Origin of the sequence: Actinoplanes sp. NPDC026619, assembly GCF_040638295.1 — a bacterium.
Taxonomy (GTDB): Bacteria; Actinomycetota; Actinomycetes; order Mycobacteriales; family Micromonosporaceae; genus Actinoplanes.
Map to the genome: position 1 here is coordinate 52,246 of NZ_JBEZYA010000039.1, position 15,063 is coordinate 67,308.

General features: G+C 71.8%; 12 protein-coding genes. 4 read left to right on the forward strand and 8 right to left on the reverse strand.

Annotation, left to right across the window (positions count from 1 at the left end):
• Positions 1 to 123: 123 nt before the first annotated feature.
• On the reverse strand, positions 124 to 3,675 hold the full coding sequence (locus tag AB0E90_RS46405; RefSeq protein WP_360419183.1) for a S8 family serine peptidase: 3,552 nt from the start codon (positions 3,673 to 3,675) through the stop codon (positions 124 to 126).
• A 205-nt stretch (positions 3,676 to 3,880) separates the two neighbouring features.
• Here AB0E90_RS46405 and AB0E90_RS46410 point away from each other — a divergent pair, with 205 nt between their 5' ends.
• Positions 3,881 to 6,193: an AAA family ATPase gene (locus AB0E90_RS46410; RefSeq protein WP_360419185.1), complete on the forward strand. Its 2,313-nt coding sequence runs from the start codon at positions 3,881 to 3,883 to the stop codon at positions 6,191 to 6,193.
• Here AB0E90_RS46410 and AB0E90_RS46415 read toward each other — a convergent pair.
• A complete protein-coding gene (locus tag AB0E90_RS46415) occupies positions 6,080 to 8,332 on the reverse strand; it encodes a bifunctional diguanylate cyclase/phosphodiesterase (protein WP_360419187.1) in 2,253 nt (750 codons plus the stop codon). The genes AB0E90_RS46410 and AB0E90_RS46415 overlap by 114 nt on opposite strands.
• Before the next feature lie 264 nt (positions 8,333 to 8,596).
• Between AB0E90_RS46415 and AB0E90_RS46420 the strand changes: the two genes are divergently transcribed.
• Positions 8,597 to 9,256, forward strand: a complete 660-nt coding sequence (locus AB0E90_RS46420) for a cutinase family protein (protein ID WP_360419189.1) — start codon at positions 8,597 to 8,599, stop codon at positions 9,254 to 9,256.
• A 41-nt stretch (positions 9,257 to 9,297) separates the two neighbouring features.
• Here the strand turns inward: AB0E90_RS46420 and AB0E90_RS46425 are convergent, their stop codons facing one another.
• The 5 genes from AB0E90_RS46425 to AB0E90_RS46445 are packed head-to-tail and all read right to left on the reverse strand — an operon-like array spanning position 9,298 to position 11,859.
• Complete coding sequence (locus AB0E90_RS46425) at positions 9,298 to 10,308, reverse strand: hypothetical protein (RefSeq protein WP_360419191.1); 1,011 nt, start codon at positions 10,306 to 10,308, stop codon at positions 9,298 to 9,300.
• 48 nt (positions 10,309 to 10,356) lie between these two features.
• Complete coding sequence (locus AB0E90_RS46430; RefSeq protein ID WP_360419193.1) at positions 10,357 to 10,905, reverse strand: hypothetical protein; 549 nt, start codon at positions 10,903 to 10,905, stop codon at positions 10,357 to 10,359.
• A gap of 18 nt (positions 10,906 to 10,923) precedes the next feature.
• A complete protein-coding gene (locus AB0E90_RS46435) occupies positions 10,924 to 11,181 on the reverse strand; it encodes a hypothetical protein (protein WP_360419195.1) in 258 nt (85 codons plus the stop codon).
• Entirely contained in the window at positions 11,142 to 11,372 is a 231-nt protein-coding gene (locus AB0E90_RS46440; RefSeq protein ID WP_360419197.1) for a hypothetical protein, read from the reverse strand. The genes AB0E90_RS46435 and AB0E90_RS46440 overlap by 40 nt, the downstream gene beginning before the upstream one ends.
• Complete coding sequence (locus AB0E90_RS46445) at positions 11,332 to 11,859, reverse strand: hypothetical protein (RefSeq protein WP_360419199.1); 528 nt, start codon at positions 11,857 to 11,859, stop codon at positions 11,332 to 11,334. The genes AB0E90_RS46440 and AB0E90_RS46445 overlap by 41 nt, the downstream gene beginning before the upstream one ends.
• Positions 11,860 to 11,996: 137 nt before the next feature.
• On the opposite strand from AB0E90_RS46445, the gene AB0E90_RS46450 reads away from it, so the two are divergent.
• Positions 11,997 to 12,902, forward strand: coding sequence for an NADP-dependent oxidoreductase (locus AB0E90_RS46450; protein ID WP_360419202.1), 906 nt, complete (start codon positions 11,997 to 11,999; stop codon positions 12,900 to 12,902).
• Positions 12,903 to 13,069: 167 nt separating this feature from the next.
• Positions 13,070 to 14,245, forward strand: a complete 1,176-nt coding sequence (locus AB0E90_RS46455) for a pectate lyase (protein WP_360419204.1) — start codon at positions 13,070 to 13,072, stop codon at positions 14,243 to 14,245.
• 37 nt (positions 14,246 to 14,282) lie between these two features.
• Here the strand turns inward: AB0E90_RS46455 and AB0E90_RS46460 are convergent, their stop codons facing one another.
• Entirely contained in the window at positions 14,283 to 14,894 is a 612-nt protein-coding gene (locus AB0E90_RS46460; RefSeq protein WP_360419206.1) for a hypothetical protein, read from the reverse strand.
• Positions 14,895 to 15,063: the final 169 nt, after the last annotated feature.

Consider the following 15,063-nt stretch of genomic DNA (forward strand, 5'->3'; position numbering starts at 1 on the left):
CACAGTCTGGGCTCCGCCGCCGCCGCCCTTCTTGGGTCGGATGACTGTGACCCGGTGATTGAGCAGGCGTGCGACGACTTAAGGGCCGGGCCGCGACGGTGCTCGTCGCGGCCCGGCCGGCGGTTACTTCAGGCCGAAGGCCCGGGTGATCGTCTGGGCGACGCTGTTTCCGTAGGCGTCCCTGGCGCCGGCCCGCAGCGTGACGTGCTGCGCGCTCTTCGGGGCCCGCAGGTCCGTCGTCCAGCCGTCCTTCGTCAGGCGCATGTGCTGGCTCACCCAGCTGGCGCCGTCGTCGTACGAGACGTCGAGCGTGGCGGCCCGGATGACGTTCGCGCTCGGGACGCCGCGCAACTGGGACGGGCGGACGGTGATCTCGGCCGAGCGGGATGCCCGGTGCGAGAGGTCGGTGTCCACCTGGTAGTCGAGCTGGATCAGCGGTAGCCGGGCCGTTCGGGCGTCCGAGACGAAGTCCCAGGTGGTGCGGGTCGCGGTTGAGTAGGGGTAGGACGTGGAGTCGCGCTTCGTCGTGGTGACCAGGCGGTACGGGAGGCGCTTGGGGCTGAGCCCGGAGTTGGTGTCGATCCAGTTGTAGGTGTTCTGCTCGATGACCGTGCTGCCCTGCGAGAGCGTCGCGGTCATCTCGCCGCCGTCCGGGAACGCCACGCCGGCGTGGTTCGCACCGGAGTCGCCCCAGCCGGGGATCTCGGCCACCATCCGGTCACCGTCGCGGTAGGGCAGCGTGACCGCGTCGTTGATCCGGGGGCGCTGGATCGCGCCCAGCCACGTCTCACTGACCCGGCTGCCCGCCCGGTAGGTCGTGCTGCCGCCGAGCTGGAACGAGTACAGGTCGTCCATGTCGGTCGACCACCGGATGTCGTCCTGCGCGGTCACCCAGTCGGTGCGGAGGCGGTCGGACCGCATCAGCTGGGTGGAGCCGACCTTCACCGGCATGTCCGGGTTGGAGTCGAAGCGCTTCTCGGAGATCTCCCGGCCGGAGGTGCTCTGGAAGTCGACGTCGACCCGGGCCAGCTCACGTTCCGACGGCCGGTAGGTGACCGACTTCGGCACCCCGCTCGGCCAGTAACGGACCAGGTCGTACAGGTAATCGGTGGTGGGGTTGGAAGTGACGCGCAGGGTCACCTTGCCCTGGCCGAGCCGCTCGATCAGGCGGTCGCCGCCGTCCTTGGTCAGCGTCACCACGGCGAGCTTCGTCCGGTGGGTGGCGTCGAAGTAGCGGCCGGGCTCGGTGTTGACGATCAGCAGCGCCGCCGCACCCGCTTTCTCGGCCGCCGCTACCTGCTCGTCGAGGTCGTCACGGCGTACCACCGCAATCTTGTCCTTGACGTCGACCTTGGAGAGGTCGTCGGCGAAGACGGCCTCCAGCTGCTTCGTGCCCTCGGCCGGAGCGGTCGATCCGGGCAGCAGGATCAGGTCGTCGAAGGTGTCGATCGACAGCACCGGCTGGATCTTGCGCCAGCGGGCGGTCACCGACATCTTGCCGTCGCGGGCCTTCTGACCAGGGGTGACCCAGATACTGTCGTACTCGCGGCCGATGATGTAGGCGTCGGTGGCCGACGCCGTCTCGCCGAGCTCGCGGTGGTAGTCGAGGCGGACCTCGGCGTCCGCCGTGAGCTTCGGCGTGATCGCCTGGACCTCACGGGTGGCGGCCGCCTTCAGCGCCACCGTGGTGTCCTTCTCGACGGTCACGGTCGGCTCGCTGAGCAGCGCGACACCGCGGGAGTTCGGGCCGTGGCTGCCCTCGACGTCGCCCCACATCCACAGCGCGTAACGGCCCTGCGGCACGAGCACGTCGATCGGGTGACCGTCGTTGGTGAGGAAGTAGTAGTAGGCGCCGGCCGGGTCGCCCTCGCGGAGCAGCATGATCTGCCCGGGCATCGGCTCGCCGTTGCGGCCGGTGGGCGTGATGACCAGGTGCCGGGGCTGATCCTCGGTGCTGACCCCGACGACCGTGTCGGCCAGGCGCACGCCGCCGGCACTGGCCACGACGGTTCCGGTGAAGCGGCCCTTTTCGGTGGTCTTGGTCAGGTCGGCGGAGGCCGTCACCGAGGCGGCGCCACCGGCGGGCACGGTGACATGCGAGGCGGAGAGCGTGATCAGACTCGGTCCATCGAGCTTCAGATCAAGATCAACGGCAGTCAGACCCGTGTTGGTGTACGTGATGGGCCGCGCTGCCGCGCCTCCCTCGTCCAACGGGTGGATGCCGAGATACGCCGTGCCGGTCGCGAAGACGGTCGCCCTGGTGGTCGCCGCGATGTCGAGGCGGCCGCTGCCGGCGTCGTACGGGCCGTAGTCGGGTGTCTCCTTGGCCGTGCTGATCAGCGCGTCCTTGAGCTGCGAGCCGGTCCATCCGGTGTGCTGCGCGGCGAGCAGGGCGGCCGCCCCGGCCACGTGCGGCGTGGCCATCGAGGTGCCGGAGGCCGTGGTGTAGTAGTCGCCGGCCGGGGTGCCCATCGTGGTGCCGGCCGCCCGGGCAGCCAGGATGTCGACGCCGGGCGCGGTGATCTCGGGCTTGAGCGCGCTGTCGACCAGGCGCGGACCCCGGCTGGAGAAATCGGCGAGGTGATCGGCGGCATCCACCGCGCCCACGGTCAGGGCGGCGTCGGCGGCGCCCGGCGTCCCGACGGTGGTGTCGCTCGGGCCGCTGTTGCCGGCCGCGATGACGAACAGGGCGCCGGTCTCGGCGCTGAGCTCGTTGACCGCCTCGCTCAGCGGGTCGGTGCCATCGGTCGGCTCGCCGCCCAGGCTCATGCTGATGACCTTGGCCTTGCGGTCCCGGGCGGCCCACTCCATGCCGGCGATGATCCAGGAGTCGTACCCGGCGCCGCCGTTGTCCAGCACCTTGCCGATCTCCAGGTCGGCGCCGGGCGCGACGCCCCGCTCCACGCCTCCGGAGGCGGCGCCGGTGCCGGCGATGGTGGAGGCCACGTGCGTGCCGTGCCCGTGCCCGTCGGTGACGTCCTCGCCCGGCACGAAGCTGGCGCTCGACTCGATCTGGCCGGCCAGATCCGGGTGCCCGGCGTCGATGCCGGTGTCCAGGACCGCGACGTCGACGCCCTCACCGGTGTTCCCGCCCGCCCACACGGCGGGGGCGCCGATCTGCGCCACGTCGTCGGCGAGGGCGGCGTGCGCCTTGCCGTCCAGCCACACCTCGGTGATGCCGTGCGCGAAGCCGGCGGCCGGGGCCGCTCCGGTCAGCGACGACCAGAAGTCCTTGGCCCGCCTGCGATCGGTGCTCACCGCGTGCCCGCGGATGCTGGGCAGGGCGCGCACCTCGGTGCTGGCCGCGGGAAGTTCGGCGGTGGCTTTTTGATAGCCGGTCTGTTGATAGCCGAGGATCACCGGCAGCCGATCGGTCGCGCTGTCCGTGTAGCCCTCGCGCATCAGGTAGGTGACGTTGAACAGCCGCTTGTCGAGCCGGCCGGCGGCGAGGTACCGCATGGCGCTGTCCGGATAGACGTACGTCTCGGGGCCGACCGTGGTGATGTGGGCGCCGACCTGTTCGCCGTCCGGGCCCTGCACGGTGATGACACCGGGCCGGACGGTCACCTGGTCGCCGGTGATCAGGGTGATGGTCGTGCCGGTCGCCGGGCTCTTGGCGGTGCTGGCTGGTTGTGCGTTGGCGGGCGCCGGCGGGGTCACTGCCAGCGCGGTCACGGCCGCGACGATGAGCGGCACGGACCGGCCGAAGGAGGAAAGCGTCAACGTAATACCCCGACTCGATCAGAGGCTGAAGTGCGGGTGACGCTACAAGGACCCTGATCGATATCGCGGTCGTCGATCTTCGTCGTTAACGGCATGGATACCGAACGCGCGGTCGCCCGAAACAGGCCGGGCCGGCGGCGCGCTATCGTCCAATCCGGTGTCTCGACTGTCCGCGTTCTTCGCCCTGCCCACGCCCGGGCCCTTCATCGGGCGGCGGCGGCTGCTCGCCGCGCTGAGCGCCTCGCCCCTGAGCGCCTCGCCCCTGACCGCCTCGCCCCTGACGTTGCTGAGCGGCGAGGCCGGCGTCGGCAAGAGCCGGCTGGTCGCCGAGTCGCTCGAGGACAGCGGGCTGCCGGTGGTGGTCGCGCACTGCGACGATCTCCGCGAGCCGCAACCGCTCGGACCGCTCCTGGACGGGCTGAGAGTCGCGCACGCCACCGGCACTCTGCCGCCCCTGCGGACGCCGGATCCGGAGGCGGGCGTCCTGGCCCGGCTGTTGCCGACGCTCGCCGACCGGCTCCCGCCTCCCCCGGCGGCGCTGCCGGATCCGGACGCCGAACGCGCGCGGCTGCTGCGCGCGGCGGCGGCCCTGCTGGCCGCCCTGGCGCCGGTGGCCCTTGCGGTGGAGGACCTCCAGATGGCCGACCCGGCCACCCTGCAACTGCTCGACCACCTGAGCGCGCACCCCGTACCGGGTCTGCAGGTCCTGATCACCGTGCGGGAGCGGGAGTTGCCGGCCGGGTGGCAACCGGGCCCGGCAGTGCGGCGGCTGCGGGTGCCGCCGCTGACCCGCGCCGAGGTCGGCCGGCTCGCCTCCGCCCTGCTGCCGGGATCCTCCCTGGCCACCCATCTGTACGAGCGGACCGCCGGCATCCCGTTCCTCGTCGAGGAGGTCGTGCGGTCACTGAAGACCGACGGTGACGTCGATGCCGTCCGGCGCGATCCGGACTCCCTCGCCGACACCGCCGTCCCGGCCCTGCTGCGCGACGTCCTGGTCGCCCGCCTGCACCATCTCGACGAGACCACCCGCGAGATCCTCGGCGCCGCCGCCGTCCTGGGCCAGGCCGCCGACCCGCGGCCGCTCGCGGCGATCGTCCAGACCGGCGAGGGCACGATCGCCGCGGCGCTGCAGCAGGCCCGGGCGGCCGGACTCCTGCACCAGCGCGACGGGCGCCTGTGGTTCCGCCACACCCTGGCCCGTCAGGTCGTCCACGAGCTGCTGCCGCCGATCACCCGCCGCCTCCTGCACCTGCGCACGGCCCGGCTCCTCGAGGATCAGCAGCCCCGCCCGTACGCGCGCCTCGCCCACCACTACGGCGAAGCCGCCAGCCCGGCCGACCACGTCCGCAACGCCGAGGCCGCGGCCGACCTGGCCACCGCCCGCGGCGACGACGGCACGGCCGCCCGCTTCCTGCTCGACGCCGTCGGGTACACCAGCCTGCCCCGCCCGGTCCGCGTTCGCCTCGCCGTCAAACTGGGCCGCTCCGCGATCGAGAGCGTCGCGCAGACCTCCGCCATCCCGGTGCTGCGCGAGCTGGTCGCCGACCGCCGCCTGCCCACGGGCGCCCGCGGCGAGCTGGGCCTGGCGCTCGGCCGGATGCTGCGCCAGCAGGGCGAGGCCCGCGCCGGGTACGAGGAGATCGAACGGGCGGTGCCGTACCTGCGGCACCACGGGCGGCGAGCGCGGGCCCTGGCCGTGCTGTCCGCTCCGGACACCGTGGTCGGCCGGCACCTGACCGAGCACCAGGCCCGCTGTGCGGAGGCCGCCCTCGCCGCCGCCCGGTCGGGCGAGCCGCCGGCCGTCCTCGCGGTCGAGATCGCGCGCCTGTCCCTGCTGCTGGAAAGCGGCGACCCGGACGCCGGCCGAGCGGTCATCGCCGCCGCGGCCGGCCTGGCCGGCCACCCCCGCGAACGCGCCCGCGCCTGCCTGAACTGGGCCCAGGGCGCGCTGCACGTCGGCGACACCACGCTGGCCGCGACGATGCTGACGACCGGCCGGCAGTTGGTCGACGACGCGGACTACGAACGGCTGCGCCCCCTGGTCGAGCTGACGACGTTCGCGCTGGACCTGGCCGGCGACCGGCAGGCCGGGCTGGAACAGCGGCTGCTGCGCTTCCTCGAGCGGCCGTACCGGTTGCCGCTGGCCATGCCGGACGCGCGACTGCATCTGGCCCGGCTGCGCTACCGGCAGGGCCACGTCGAGGTCGCGGAGCAGGGGTTCCGCGAGGTGATCACGGAGACCGGCCGGGTCGGAGCGGTGTGGCCGCTGATCCCGGCCCGGACGGCGCTCGCGGAGCTGCTGCTGGCGCGCGGCGACCGGGCCGAGGGCCGGGCCGAAGCCGCGGCGGCAGTGACCCTAGCGGCGGGAAAGGGCCTGCCGGCCTGGGGCCGCGAGGCGGTACAGCTCGTCGGCGGGCATCGGCTTGCCGAAGTGGTAGCCCTGGGCGATGTCACAGCCGAGATCGCGTAGTTCCGCCGCGGTGGCGGCGTCCTCGATGCCCTCGGCCACGACCGACAGGCCGAGACTGTGACCGAGCCCGATGGCGGTGCGGACCAGCACACTGCCGGCGGCGCCGGCCGACATCTGCTGCACGAAGGACCGGTCGATCTTCAGCTCGTCGACGGGCAAGCGCTGCAGGTACGCCATGGACGAGTGGCCGGTGCCGAAGTCGTCGACCGACAGGCGCAGCCCGCCGGCGTGCAGGGCGTCGAGAACGGACAGGGCACGCTCGGGGTCGGCCATCACCATGCTTTCGGTGATCTCCAGTTCGAGCAGCGAGGGCGGCAGCCCGGTGCGTTCGAGCAGCTCGAAGACGCGGCCCGGCAGCGTGCGGTCGTGCAGGCACCGGGTCGACAGGTTCACCGCGACCGGGAGGTGCAGGCCGTTGTCCTGCCACGCCTTGGCCTGGCGTACCGCGATGGCGAGGACGCGGTCGGTGAGGGCGTGGATGAGCGTGGTGGTCTCGGCAAGCGGGATGAACTGGTCCGGGGCGATCCGGCCGAGGGTGGGATGCTCCCAGCGCACCAGGGCCTCCGCCCCGGCGAGACCGCCGTCGGCGAGGTGGACCTTGGGCTGGTAGTACACGATGAGCTGGTCGTCGGTCTCGAGCGCACGGCGGAGGTCGCCGACCAGCGCGAGCCGGTTCGACGCGTGCCGGTCGACGGCCGGATCGTAGGTCTGGGTGCCGTCGTGGTGCGCCTTGGCCAGTTGCATGGCGGCGTCCGCGTGACGCAGCAACGCGTCGCCCTCGATGTCGTCGGCGGCAGCGCAGGCCACCCCGATCCGGGCCTCGACGTCGAGCCCCGCGCCGTCGATCTCGAAGGTGCGATGCAGCTCGGCCAGCAGCAACTCGGCCATCGCCTCCGCGGTGGCCTGGCCGGCGCCGGGCAGCAGCACCGCGAAGTCGTCACCGCCCAGCCGCGCGACCGTGGCATCGGCCGGAGCGGTGCTGGTGAGCCGCTCGGCGACCTGCCGCAGCAGCAGGTCACCATGCGGGTAGCCGAGTTGGTCGTTGACCTCCTTGAACCGTTCCAGGTCGATGGCCAGCACCGACGCGGGCCGGCCCGAGCGCAGCGCGGACTGCAGGTTCAGACGCAGCAACTCGCGGTTGGGCAGCCCGGTAAGCGTGTCGTGCAGCGCGGCCCGGCGGGCGGCACGCAGCTGGTTCCAGCCGCTGACGCCGGCCACCACGATGGTCAGCAGCGCGACGGCGACCAGGGCCAGGGAACCGACGCTGAGCCCGCGCGTCCACCCGGCCGTGACCGCGGGCGCGGAGACCGCGACGTACCACGAGTTGGCGTTGTTCTCCGTCGCGGCCAGCCGGCGGAATGCCACCCGCTGTGACCCGATCGTGGTGACCCCGGTGTCCCGCGCCTGCGCCGTGACGCCGGTGAGGTGCTGGTCGGCGCCGGTGCCGAGGCTGCTGACCAGGACCTGCCGCGAGTCCGCGTCGATGATCGACGCGGTCAGCCCGGTGGCGGTCGCCGGCATCCGGAAGCTGCTCAGAGCGATCTCGAAATGCACCATGCCGCGGTGCCCGGCCGCTTCGACGACGGTCGAGTTGGAGATGACGTCGTCGTGGGTGTCCTCCGAACGGTACTTCTCGGCCTGGTAGACCTTGCCGGGACCGAGTGCCAGAGTGGGCGCGAAGAACGCGTTCTCCGCCTCGTCCTGCGACAGGTTCCCGGCGGTCGCGGCGACGCCGTCGACGACCCGGGCGATCTCGGAGCCGTTCTGGTCGATGAAGCAGGCCTCGCCGATCCGGCCCGGGAACAGCGTCTCCAGCGATGCCAGCGCGTCGTTGACCCCACGCAGCAGCGCCCCGCCCGCGTCGATCTTCTGCTGGTTGGTGCCCGGCGCCTGGTAGAAGTCGGTGAAGGCCGGGTTGGCCGCCAGCAGCTGGTCCACCATCTGCGCCTGCTCGAAGTAGTCCTCGAGCGCGTCCATCTGCTGGCTCAACGTCACGCCGAGCTTGCCGTCCTGCGCCTCGACCTGCCGGTTACGGCTCGTCAGTGCACTGGTCACCACGCTCAGCATCAGCACCGAGAGACCCACCGCCACCGCGCTCACCTGCGCCGCCCGGCGCAGGCGAACAACCCGCTGCGTCATGGCTCTCCCTGTCCTCGCGCGGCCTTCCCCTGTTCATCGGTGCCTCCGCGCCCGAACTGAGGCAGAACCGGCCCCGCGGCAATCGTGAGACGGCGGTCTCAGTCCCCCAGCCGTACGGATACCTGAAGGCCGGGACCGATCCGGCCGGAAAAGGGGGCGACTCGGATGTCGAGAAGACGCGCGAGGAGCAGAACGACCGTAAGCCGATCAAGGAGACTCGTTCTGATCGGAATCAGCGCCGCCGTCGTGGTGGCCGGCGCGATCGTGACACCACAGGCCTTTGCGGCCACGAACACCGGTTCCTTCTTCGACCGGTTGCGCAACGCCCGCGCGGCGGCCGGAGCGAGCGGAACCGGGCAGAACGCCGCCGGGTGCTCGGACGTGGAGCTTGTCTTCGCCCGCGGCACCGGCGAACCGCAGGGGCTGGGCATCGTGGGACAGCCACTGGCGCGGGCGCTCGCCACCGAACTGCCCGGCCGGACGGTCGGCTCGTTCGCCGTCGTCTACGCGGCCGCGTCCAACCAGTCCAGCGCCGGACCCGGCGCGACCAACATGAGCCAGCACATCACCCAGGTCGCCCAGGCGTGCCCGGACACCCAGTTCGTGATCGGCGGATACTCGCAGGGCGCGACGGTGACCGACATCGCCATGGGCATCAAGGGCGTCGGCACCGCGGGCCAGGCGATCCCCGCCGATCTCACCGCCCGGGTCGCCGCCGTCGTGGTCTACGGCAACCCGCTCGGCCTGCAGCGCAAGACGATCGCCCAGGCGAGCCCGGCGTTCGGGGCAAAGGCGAAGGAGTTCTGCAACACCGGCGACCCGGTCTGCGGCAACGGCAACAACTTCGCGGCGCACCTCGCCTACCCGCGAAACGGCACGGTGCAGCAGGGCGCCCAGTTCGCCGCCGGGCAGTTCGGCGGCTGACCACCACCCGTGGTCCGCGCCGCCACGCGGACCAACGGTCGCTAGGCCGGGGCTCCGGTCGTTCGTTGCACCGCGAAGTCGAAGCGCTCGATCAGGTCGGCGCCGGTCGGTGGCGGGCTGGGCCGATCCGGGTTCGGGCTGCGCAGGTAGTAGACCTTGCCGATGAGCCAGGAGAGCACGTCGCCGATCGGCTCGTACTGCCGGCCGGTGCTTCCGGCCAGCACCGGCTGGCCCTCGTTCTCGTCGATCGGCCGGCTGTGCCCGACCTGCCAGTCGACCCCGGGCGCCGCCCGCCGCACGGTCTCGGCCAGGTACCACGTGACCGCGTCGAGCATGCGCAGCGACTCGTCCGACCAGTTGTGCGGCGACAGCATGGTGGTGCGGCCGTACCACATCGGCAGGTCGGCGCCCCGTGGCCGCCGGATCGTCGATCCGTTGTCCAGGCTGATCCGGTCCTTCGGCGCGTCGTCGGCCCGCAGCTGCAGGAAGCCGACCGCCCACTCCCAGAGCGGGCCGAGGCTCGCCCGGGAGAAGTCCAGCGGGATCGGGGCGCCGGCCAGCGGGGCCAGCCGCTGATCGCCGGCGGTCAGGTAGCGCCGCAGAAAGTCCTCGTCGGACTCCTCCGACGGCCCCTCGTAGACCTCCGAGCCGCGCGGGCCGATCGAGCCCGGCGCGATCAGGTCGAGCACCGCGTTGAGCGAGGCCCCGGTCAGGTCCTGCTCCTCGACCACGAACGTGGCGCCGTGCCGCCGGGCCAGCTCCTGCAGCAGGTCCACCACCCGGGCCAGCTCGGCCCGGTAGACGCCCGGCGGTCTTTTCGGGTAGGCGTCGGCGACCGAGACGACGATCTCGCTCACCCCGGTGCGGCCGGCCGATACCGACCACTGCGTGCTGGCGCGATCGCCCTCCCAGACGAGTTCGGCGAACTCGCCCTTGGCGACGCCCTCGGTCAGGTCTTCGTCGTCGTCTCCGAACAGCCGGCCGAGCAGGGCGACCGTGGTCGCCCTGCTCAGCTCGGCCCCGGACGGGACGACGCCCATGTCCAGGCTCACGTCACTAGGCTCCCGGCGCGTGGATGGTGAAGGGGATCTTGTTGTTCTTCAGGCACTCCAGCAGCGGCGGGTGGATCCCGACGCTCTGGAACTGGGCGTGCGCCACGAAGTGCCAGTGAACTCCACTGATGTTCCTACCATGGGCGGCCTTGCCGGCCGGGTGAGTGACCAGGCGTCCTTGAGGCACTCGTCGATGAGGCTCTCGGTCCACGTCGGGACACCGGTCTTCACCTCGTGCAGGATGGCGGAACCGTCTTCCTGCAGCTCGGCGCAGTCCGGCTTACGGTGTTTCGACCGCGGGCTCGGATAGGCCGGGGTGGCCACCACGTAGTTCGGCAGGCAATCTCCGGCGAGGGTGGCCTTCACCGTCTCCTCACCGGCCCGCCAGTTGTACTGCGCGGGGATCTCCGCGCCGTCGCGGTGGTTGACGTCCGACATCGCGTCCTGGACGTCCGCCCACCGGGTGCGGTCGCCGTGCGACAGGGCCCGCACGTCGTTGCGGGTGAACCGGGACGAGGCGAGCCGGACCGTGGCGTCGTCGCCGATCAGGAAGTTGTACGTCTGACCGAGGATCAGCTCCAGCGCCAGGTCCTTCACCGCGTCGGGGATCTTGTCCTACTTGGTGACGAACTTCAGCGTCTCCTGCAGACGGTGGACGTACTTGACGACGAACCGGGCCGCCTTGCCGGGGATCGCGACCGCTTCACCGACGTACGGCACCACGCCGAGGATGCTCAGGCCCGCGCTCACCCAGTCGCCGTGGATCAGGCCGGCGATGGTGTCCCGCAGGTCCGCGAGGCCGCCGAGGATCCAGCCGACCACCGGGATCGCGCTCAGACCGCCGGAGCAGAGGTTCCCGGCGAGCCAGGCCACCCGTCGGAGAGGCCGTCGGCGTCGGTGTCGACGTTGTTGACGTCGGTGAGGATCTCCTCCTCCTCGACGTCGAGGAGGCCGTCGCCGTCGGTGTCGGTCAGCGTCGGCGCCGGGACGATCGGCGGCGCGCCCCCACCCAGCGGCGGGTCGTTACGCGGGTCCGCGACCAGCGGGTTGCGGCCCTGCGCCACCTCGGTGGGCCGGGGTGGGCGGCGGCGAGCGGGTGAACGGGCCGATCGTCGCTTCGGCGTCCTGGATGGCGGCGTCCGCCAGCAGGCGTACCGCGGTGAGCGTGTCGACCAGGGCCAGGATGTGGGCCCGCTCGGCGGCGTCCTTCGGGACGCTGCGGTCGGACATCTCGTCCTCGAGGTACTCCAGCAGCGGCTCGAGGTTGTCGAACACGACCGTCGCCTCGGTCGTGCCCTTGAGGCGCGCCCCGTCGAAGTAGCGGCTCGCGACGTCCGCCACCGCCGGGTTGATCTTCTTCTCGGCGATCTTGTCACTGACGTACGGAATAAGCGCCGTCAGCGAATCGGCGACCGAGACCTTCGCGTCCTTGGTGTACTCGGTGGCCGGGATCTTCCCGACCTCCGTCTCCCAGTACGGCTTGCCGTCCGCGACGGCCGGCGTCCCGCTGAGCGCCAGCGTCCCGACCACAGCGGCAGCCACCGCTGCCACCAGGCTTCTGCTCCGCAATCGAACACGTTTGCCCACGTCGATTCCCCTCTATTTCGATGGGCGTCTTCGAAAGGCCGAGGCTAGCGATGAACATGATCTGATCTGTCCCGGCCGACGATTCGGTCTATAGTGGACGGATGCTGGCTGTCGTCGCGAGCGCGCTCGGTGGGCCTGAGGTCTTGCGGGTGACGGAGTTACCCGAGCCCGAGGCGGGGCCCGGGCAGGTGCTCGTCCGGATCCGTGCGGTGTGTGTGCACCCGGCCGACCTGGCCGCCACCACCGGAAACATCCCCGGCGGCCCGGTGCCGCCGCCGTTCCTGCCGGGCTGGGACATCGCCGGCGAAGTAGCCTCGGCCGGCCCCGGCTTCCGGGTGGGCGACCGGGTCGCCGGGATGATCCCGTGGTACCTGACGCGCGGCGCCCCCGGCGGCTACGCCGAGTTCGTGGCGGCCGACGCGGGCTGGCTGGCGCCGTTGCCGGACACGCTCGACTTCGCCTCCGCGGCCACCGTGCCGCTCAACGCCCAGACCGCACACCAGGGACTGGCAAAGCTGCCGCCGGGCGGCCGCAGCATTCTGGTCACCGGCGCCGGCGGTGGTGTCGGCGGCTTCGCCACCCAGCTGGCCGCGCGGGCCGGCTACCACGTCCTGGCCCAGGCCGGCGACGACGACGAGCAGTGGGTCCGCGATCTCGGCGCCCACGAGTTCATGTCCCGCTCGGCCGACCCGGCGACGGCGGGGCCGGTGGCCGTGGTGTTCGACGCGGTTCCCCTCGGCCCGGCGGCGGCCGCCGCCGCCGAGGACGGCGGAGTCGTGGTCACCACCCGGCCCACGCCGCCGATCGATCCCGCCCGCGGCGTGCGCCAGGAGCTGCAGCTCATCCAGCTCGACCGCGACCTGCTGGCCGACCTGGTGGGCCAGGTGGCGGCCGGCCGGCTACGCACCCGCGTGGCAGCCACCATGCCGTTGACCGAAGCGGCCGAAGCGCACCGGCGGGCACTGGCCGGCGGCCTGCACGGAAAGCTCGTGCTGACCCCGGGCTGAGCCGGCGCGGCCGGAAAACCAGAAAATCGGCATCGGACACCTACTTGTTTTGCCATCGACCGGTGTCTATCGTCCGAGGAAAGCGCTTTCCTGTGGCCGGTCCACCCACGCCACCGCGCTCTCGACCACGAGGTGAGTCACCGATGAAAAGGTCAAACGCTCTCCGATTGGCTGCTGCGGGAGTTACCGCAGCGGCCGCCGCCGCCATCACGCTGATGCTGCCCCTGTCCTACGCCTCGGCCGCTGACAACCTGAGTCTCAGCGGCGGCGCCGACGGCTCCAGCAAGGCCAGCGGCACCAGCTACGGCAACGTCAAGGACGGCAGCACCAGCACCTACTGGTCGCCGGCCAGCGCCACCGGTTACGTCTCGGTCAAGTGGAGCAGCGCCATGACGGTCTCGTCCGCCGTCATCCGGCAGGCCTCCGGCGGCGGCACGATCAGCGCCTGGCGGCTGCTCAACGCCGACAGCGGCGCCGTCCTGACCAGCGGCAGCGGCAGCCCGAGCACGATCACCTTCGCCTCGACGTCGCTGAAGAAGCTCACGTTCGACATCACCAGCGCGTCCAGCGCGCCGCGGATCGCCGAGTTCGAGACCTACGCCGGTGGCACCTCGACCCCGACGACCAGCCCGACGACCAGCCCGACCACCAGCCCCACCAGCAGCCCCGGCACTCCGACCGGCTCGTGGCCGTCCTCGGCCGGCTCGGTGTCGATCTCCGCCACGGTCTCCGTCTCCGGGACCTTCGACGGCGGCATGAAGACCTACTGCTGCATCGGTGACGGCTCGCAGAGCGAGTCCCAGGACCCGATGTTCGAGATCGCCAACGGCGGCACCCTGCAGAACGTCATCCTCGGCTCCCCCGCCGGTGACGGCGTGCACTGCCTCGGCACCTGCACCATCAAGAACGTGTGGTGGAACGACATCGGCGAGGACGCCGCGACCTTCCTGCAGACCAACGGTGGCACCAGTTACGTCATCGGCGGCGGCGCGAAGAACGGCAGCGACAAGACGTTCCAGCACAACGGCAACGGCACCGTCAACATCTCCGGCTTCTACCTCAACGGCGCCGGCAAGCTCTACCGCGCCTGCGGCAACTGCACCAACTCGTACACGCGCAACGTCGTGGTCGACAACGTGCTGCTGACCGGCGTCGACTACGTCGTCGGCATCAACACCAACTGGGGCGACACCGCCACCATCACCCGCGTCACCGTCAACTCCGGTGCCGTGGTCTGCGGCATGTACAAGGGCGTCGCCAAGGGCAGCGAACCGAGCTACCTCGGCGAGGGCTGGAACACCAGCAACTGCAAGGTCAACAAGAGCGACATCACCTACAAGTAAGCCGTACGCCGGGGGCGCTCACCGCGAGGTGGGCGCCTCACGCGGCCGGAGCCGCCGTCGTGGGCGCGGTCGTCGGGGCGGTCGTGGTCGGCGCCGTCGTCGTCGGGGCGGTCGTGGGCTTGGTGGTGGGAGCGGTGGTGGCCGGCTTGGTGGTCGGCGCCGCGGTCGCCGGTTTGGTGGTCGGGGCGGTCGTGGTCGCCGGCTTGGTGGTCGGGGCGGTCGTGGTCGTCGTGACGACTCGCCAGCGCGCCTGACTCTCGCCGGCCTTGCGCGTGCACACCATGGTCACGCCGGTCGAGGTCTTCCCCTTGGCGCCCGCCGGCGAGCAGAAGGCGCCGGCGGTGACGCCCTGCTGAGCGGGGGCGGTCGAGGCGCCGGGCACGGCCACGTTCTCGGTCTCGTCGGCGTTCGCCGGCAACGCGGGCACCGGCTCGTCGTCGGCCGGATCCGTCGAGTCGCCCTCGGCGGGCGCGGCGACGGCCGACGGCTGCGGGGTGTCCGTGCCGGCGGTGAAGTGGTACACCACGGCGCCGAGCCCGAGGATCCCGGCGAGGGCCCCGGCGACGGTGCCCAGAACCAGTTTCACGACCGGTAGGCGCTGCTCCTCGGCCGAGGTTGACTTGCCGGCCGGGTCGTACGCGTGCTTCATGCCGACGATCTTGAGCGTCCCGGCCGGGCTCGTGGATCGGCGGTTCAGGCGGTCTCACCGGCGAAAAGGCCGAACCGGCGCGGTCCGCGCCCGACGTGTCCGGCGTGCCGGAGGAAATGCTGCAAAAACGGAGCAATGCCGCAGGACGCCAGCCCTGCGGCAGTGCTCC

Bases quoted from the DNA above. Each gene is read 5' to 3' on its own strand.
- AB0E90_RS46415 (WP_360419187.1), bottom strand. From the start codon at position 8,332: ATGACGCAGCGGGTTGTTCGCCTGCGCCGGGCGGCGCAGGTGAGCGCG.
- AB0E90_RS46450 (WP_360419202.1), top strand. From the start codon at position 11,997: ATGCTGGCTGTCGTCGCGAGCGCGCTCGGTGGGCCTGAGGTCTTGCGG.
- AB0E90_RS46460 (WP_360419206.1), bottom strand. From the start codon at position 14,894: ATGAAGCACGCGTACGACCCGGCCGGCAAGTCAACCTCGGCCGAGGAG.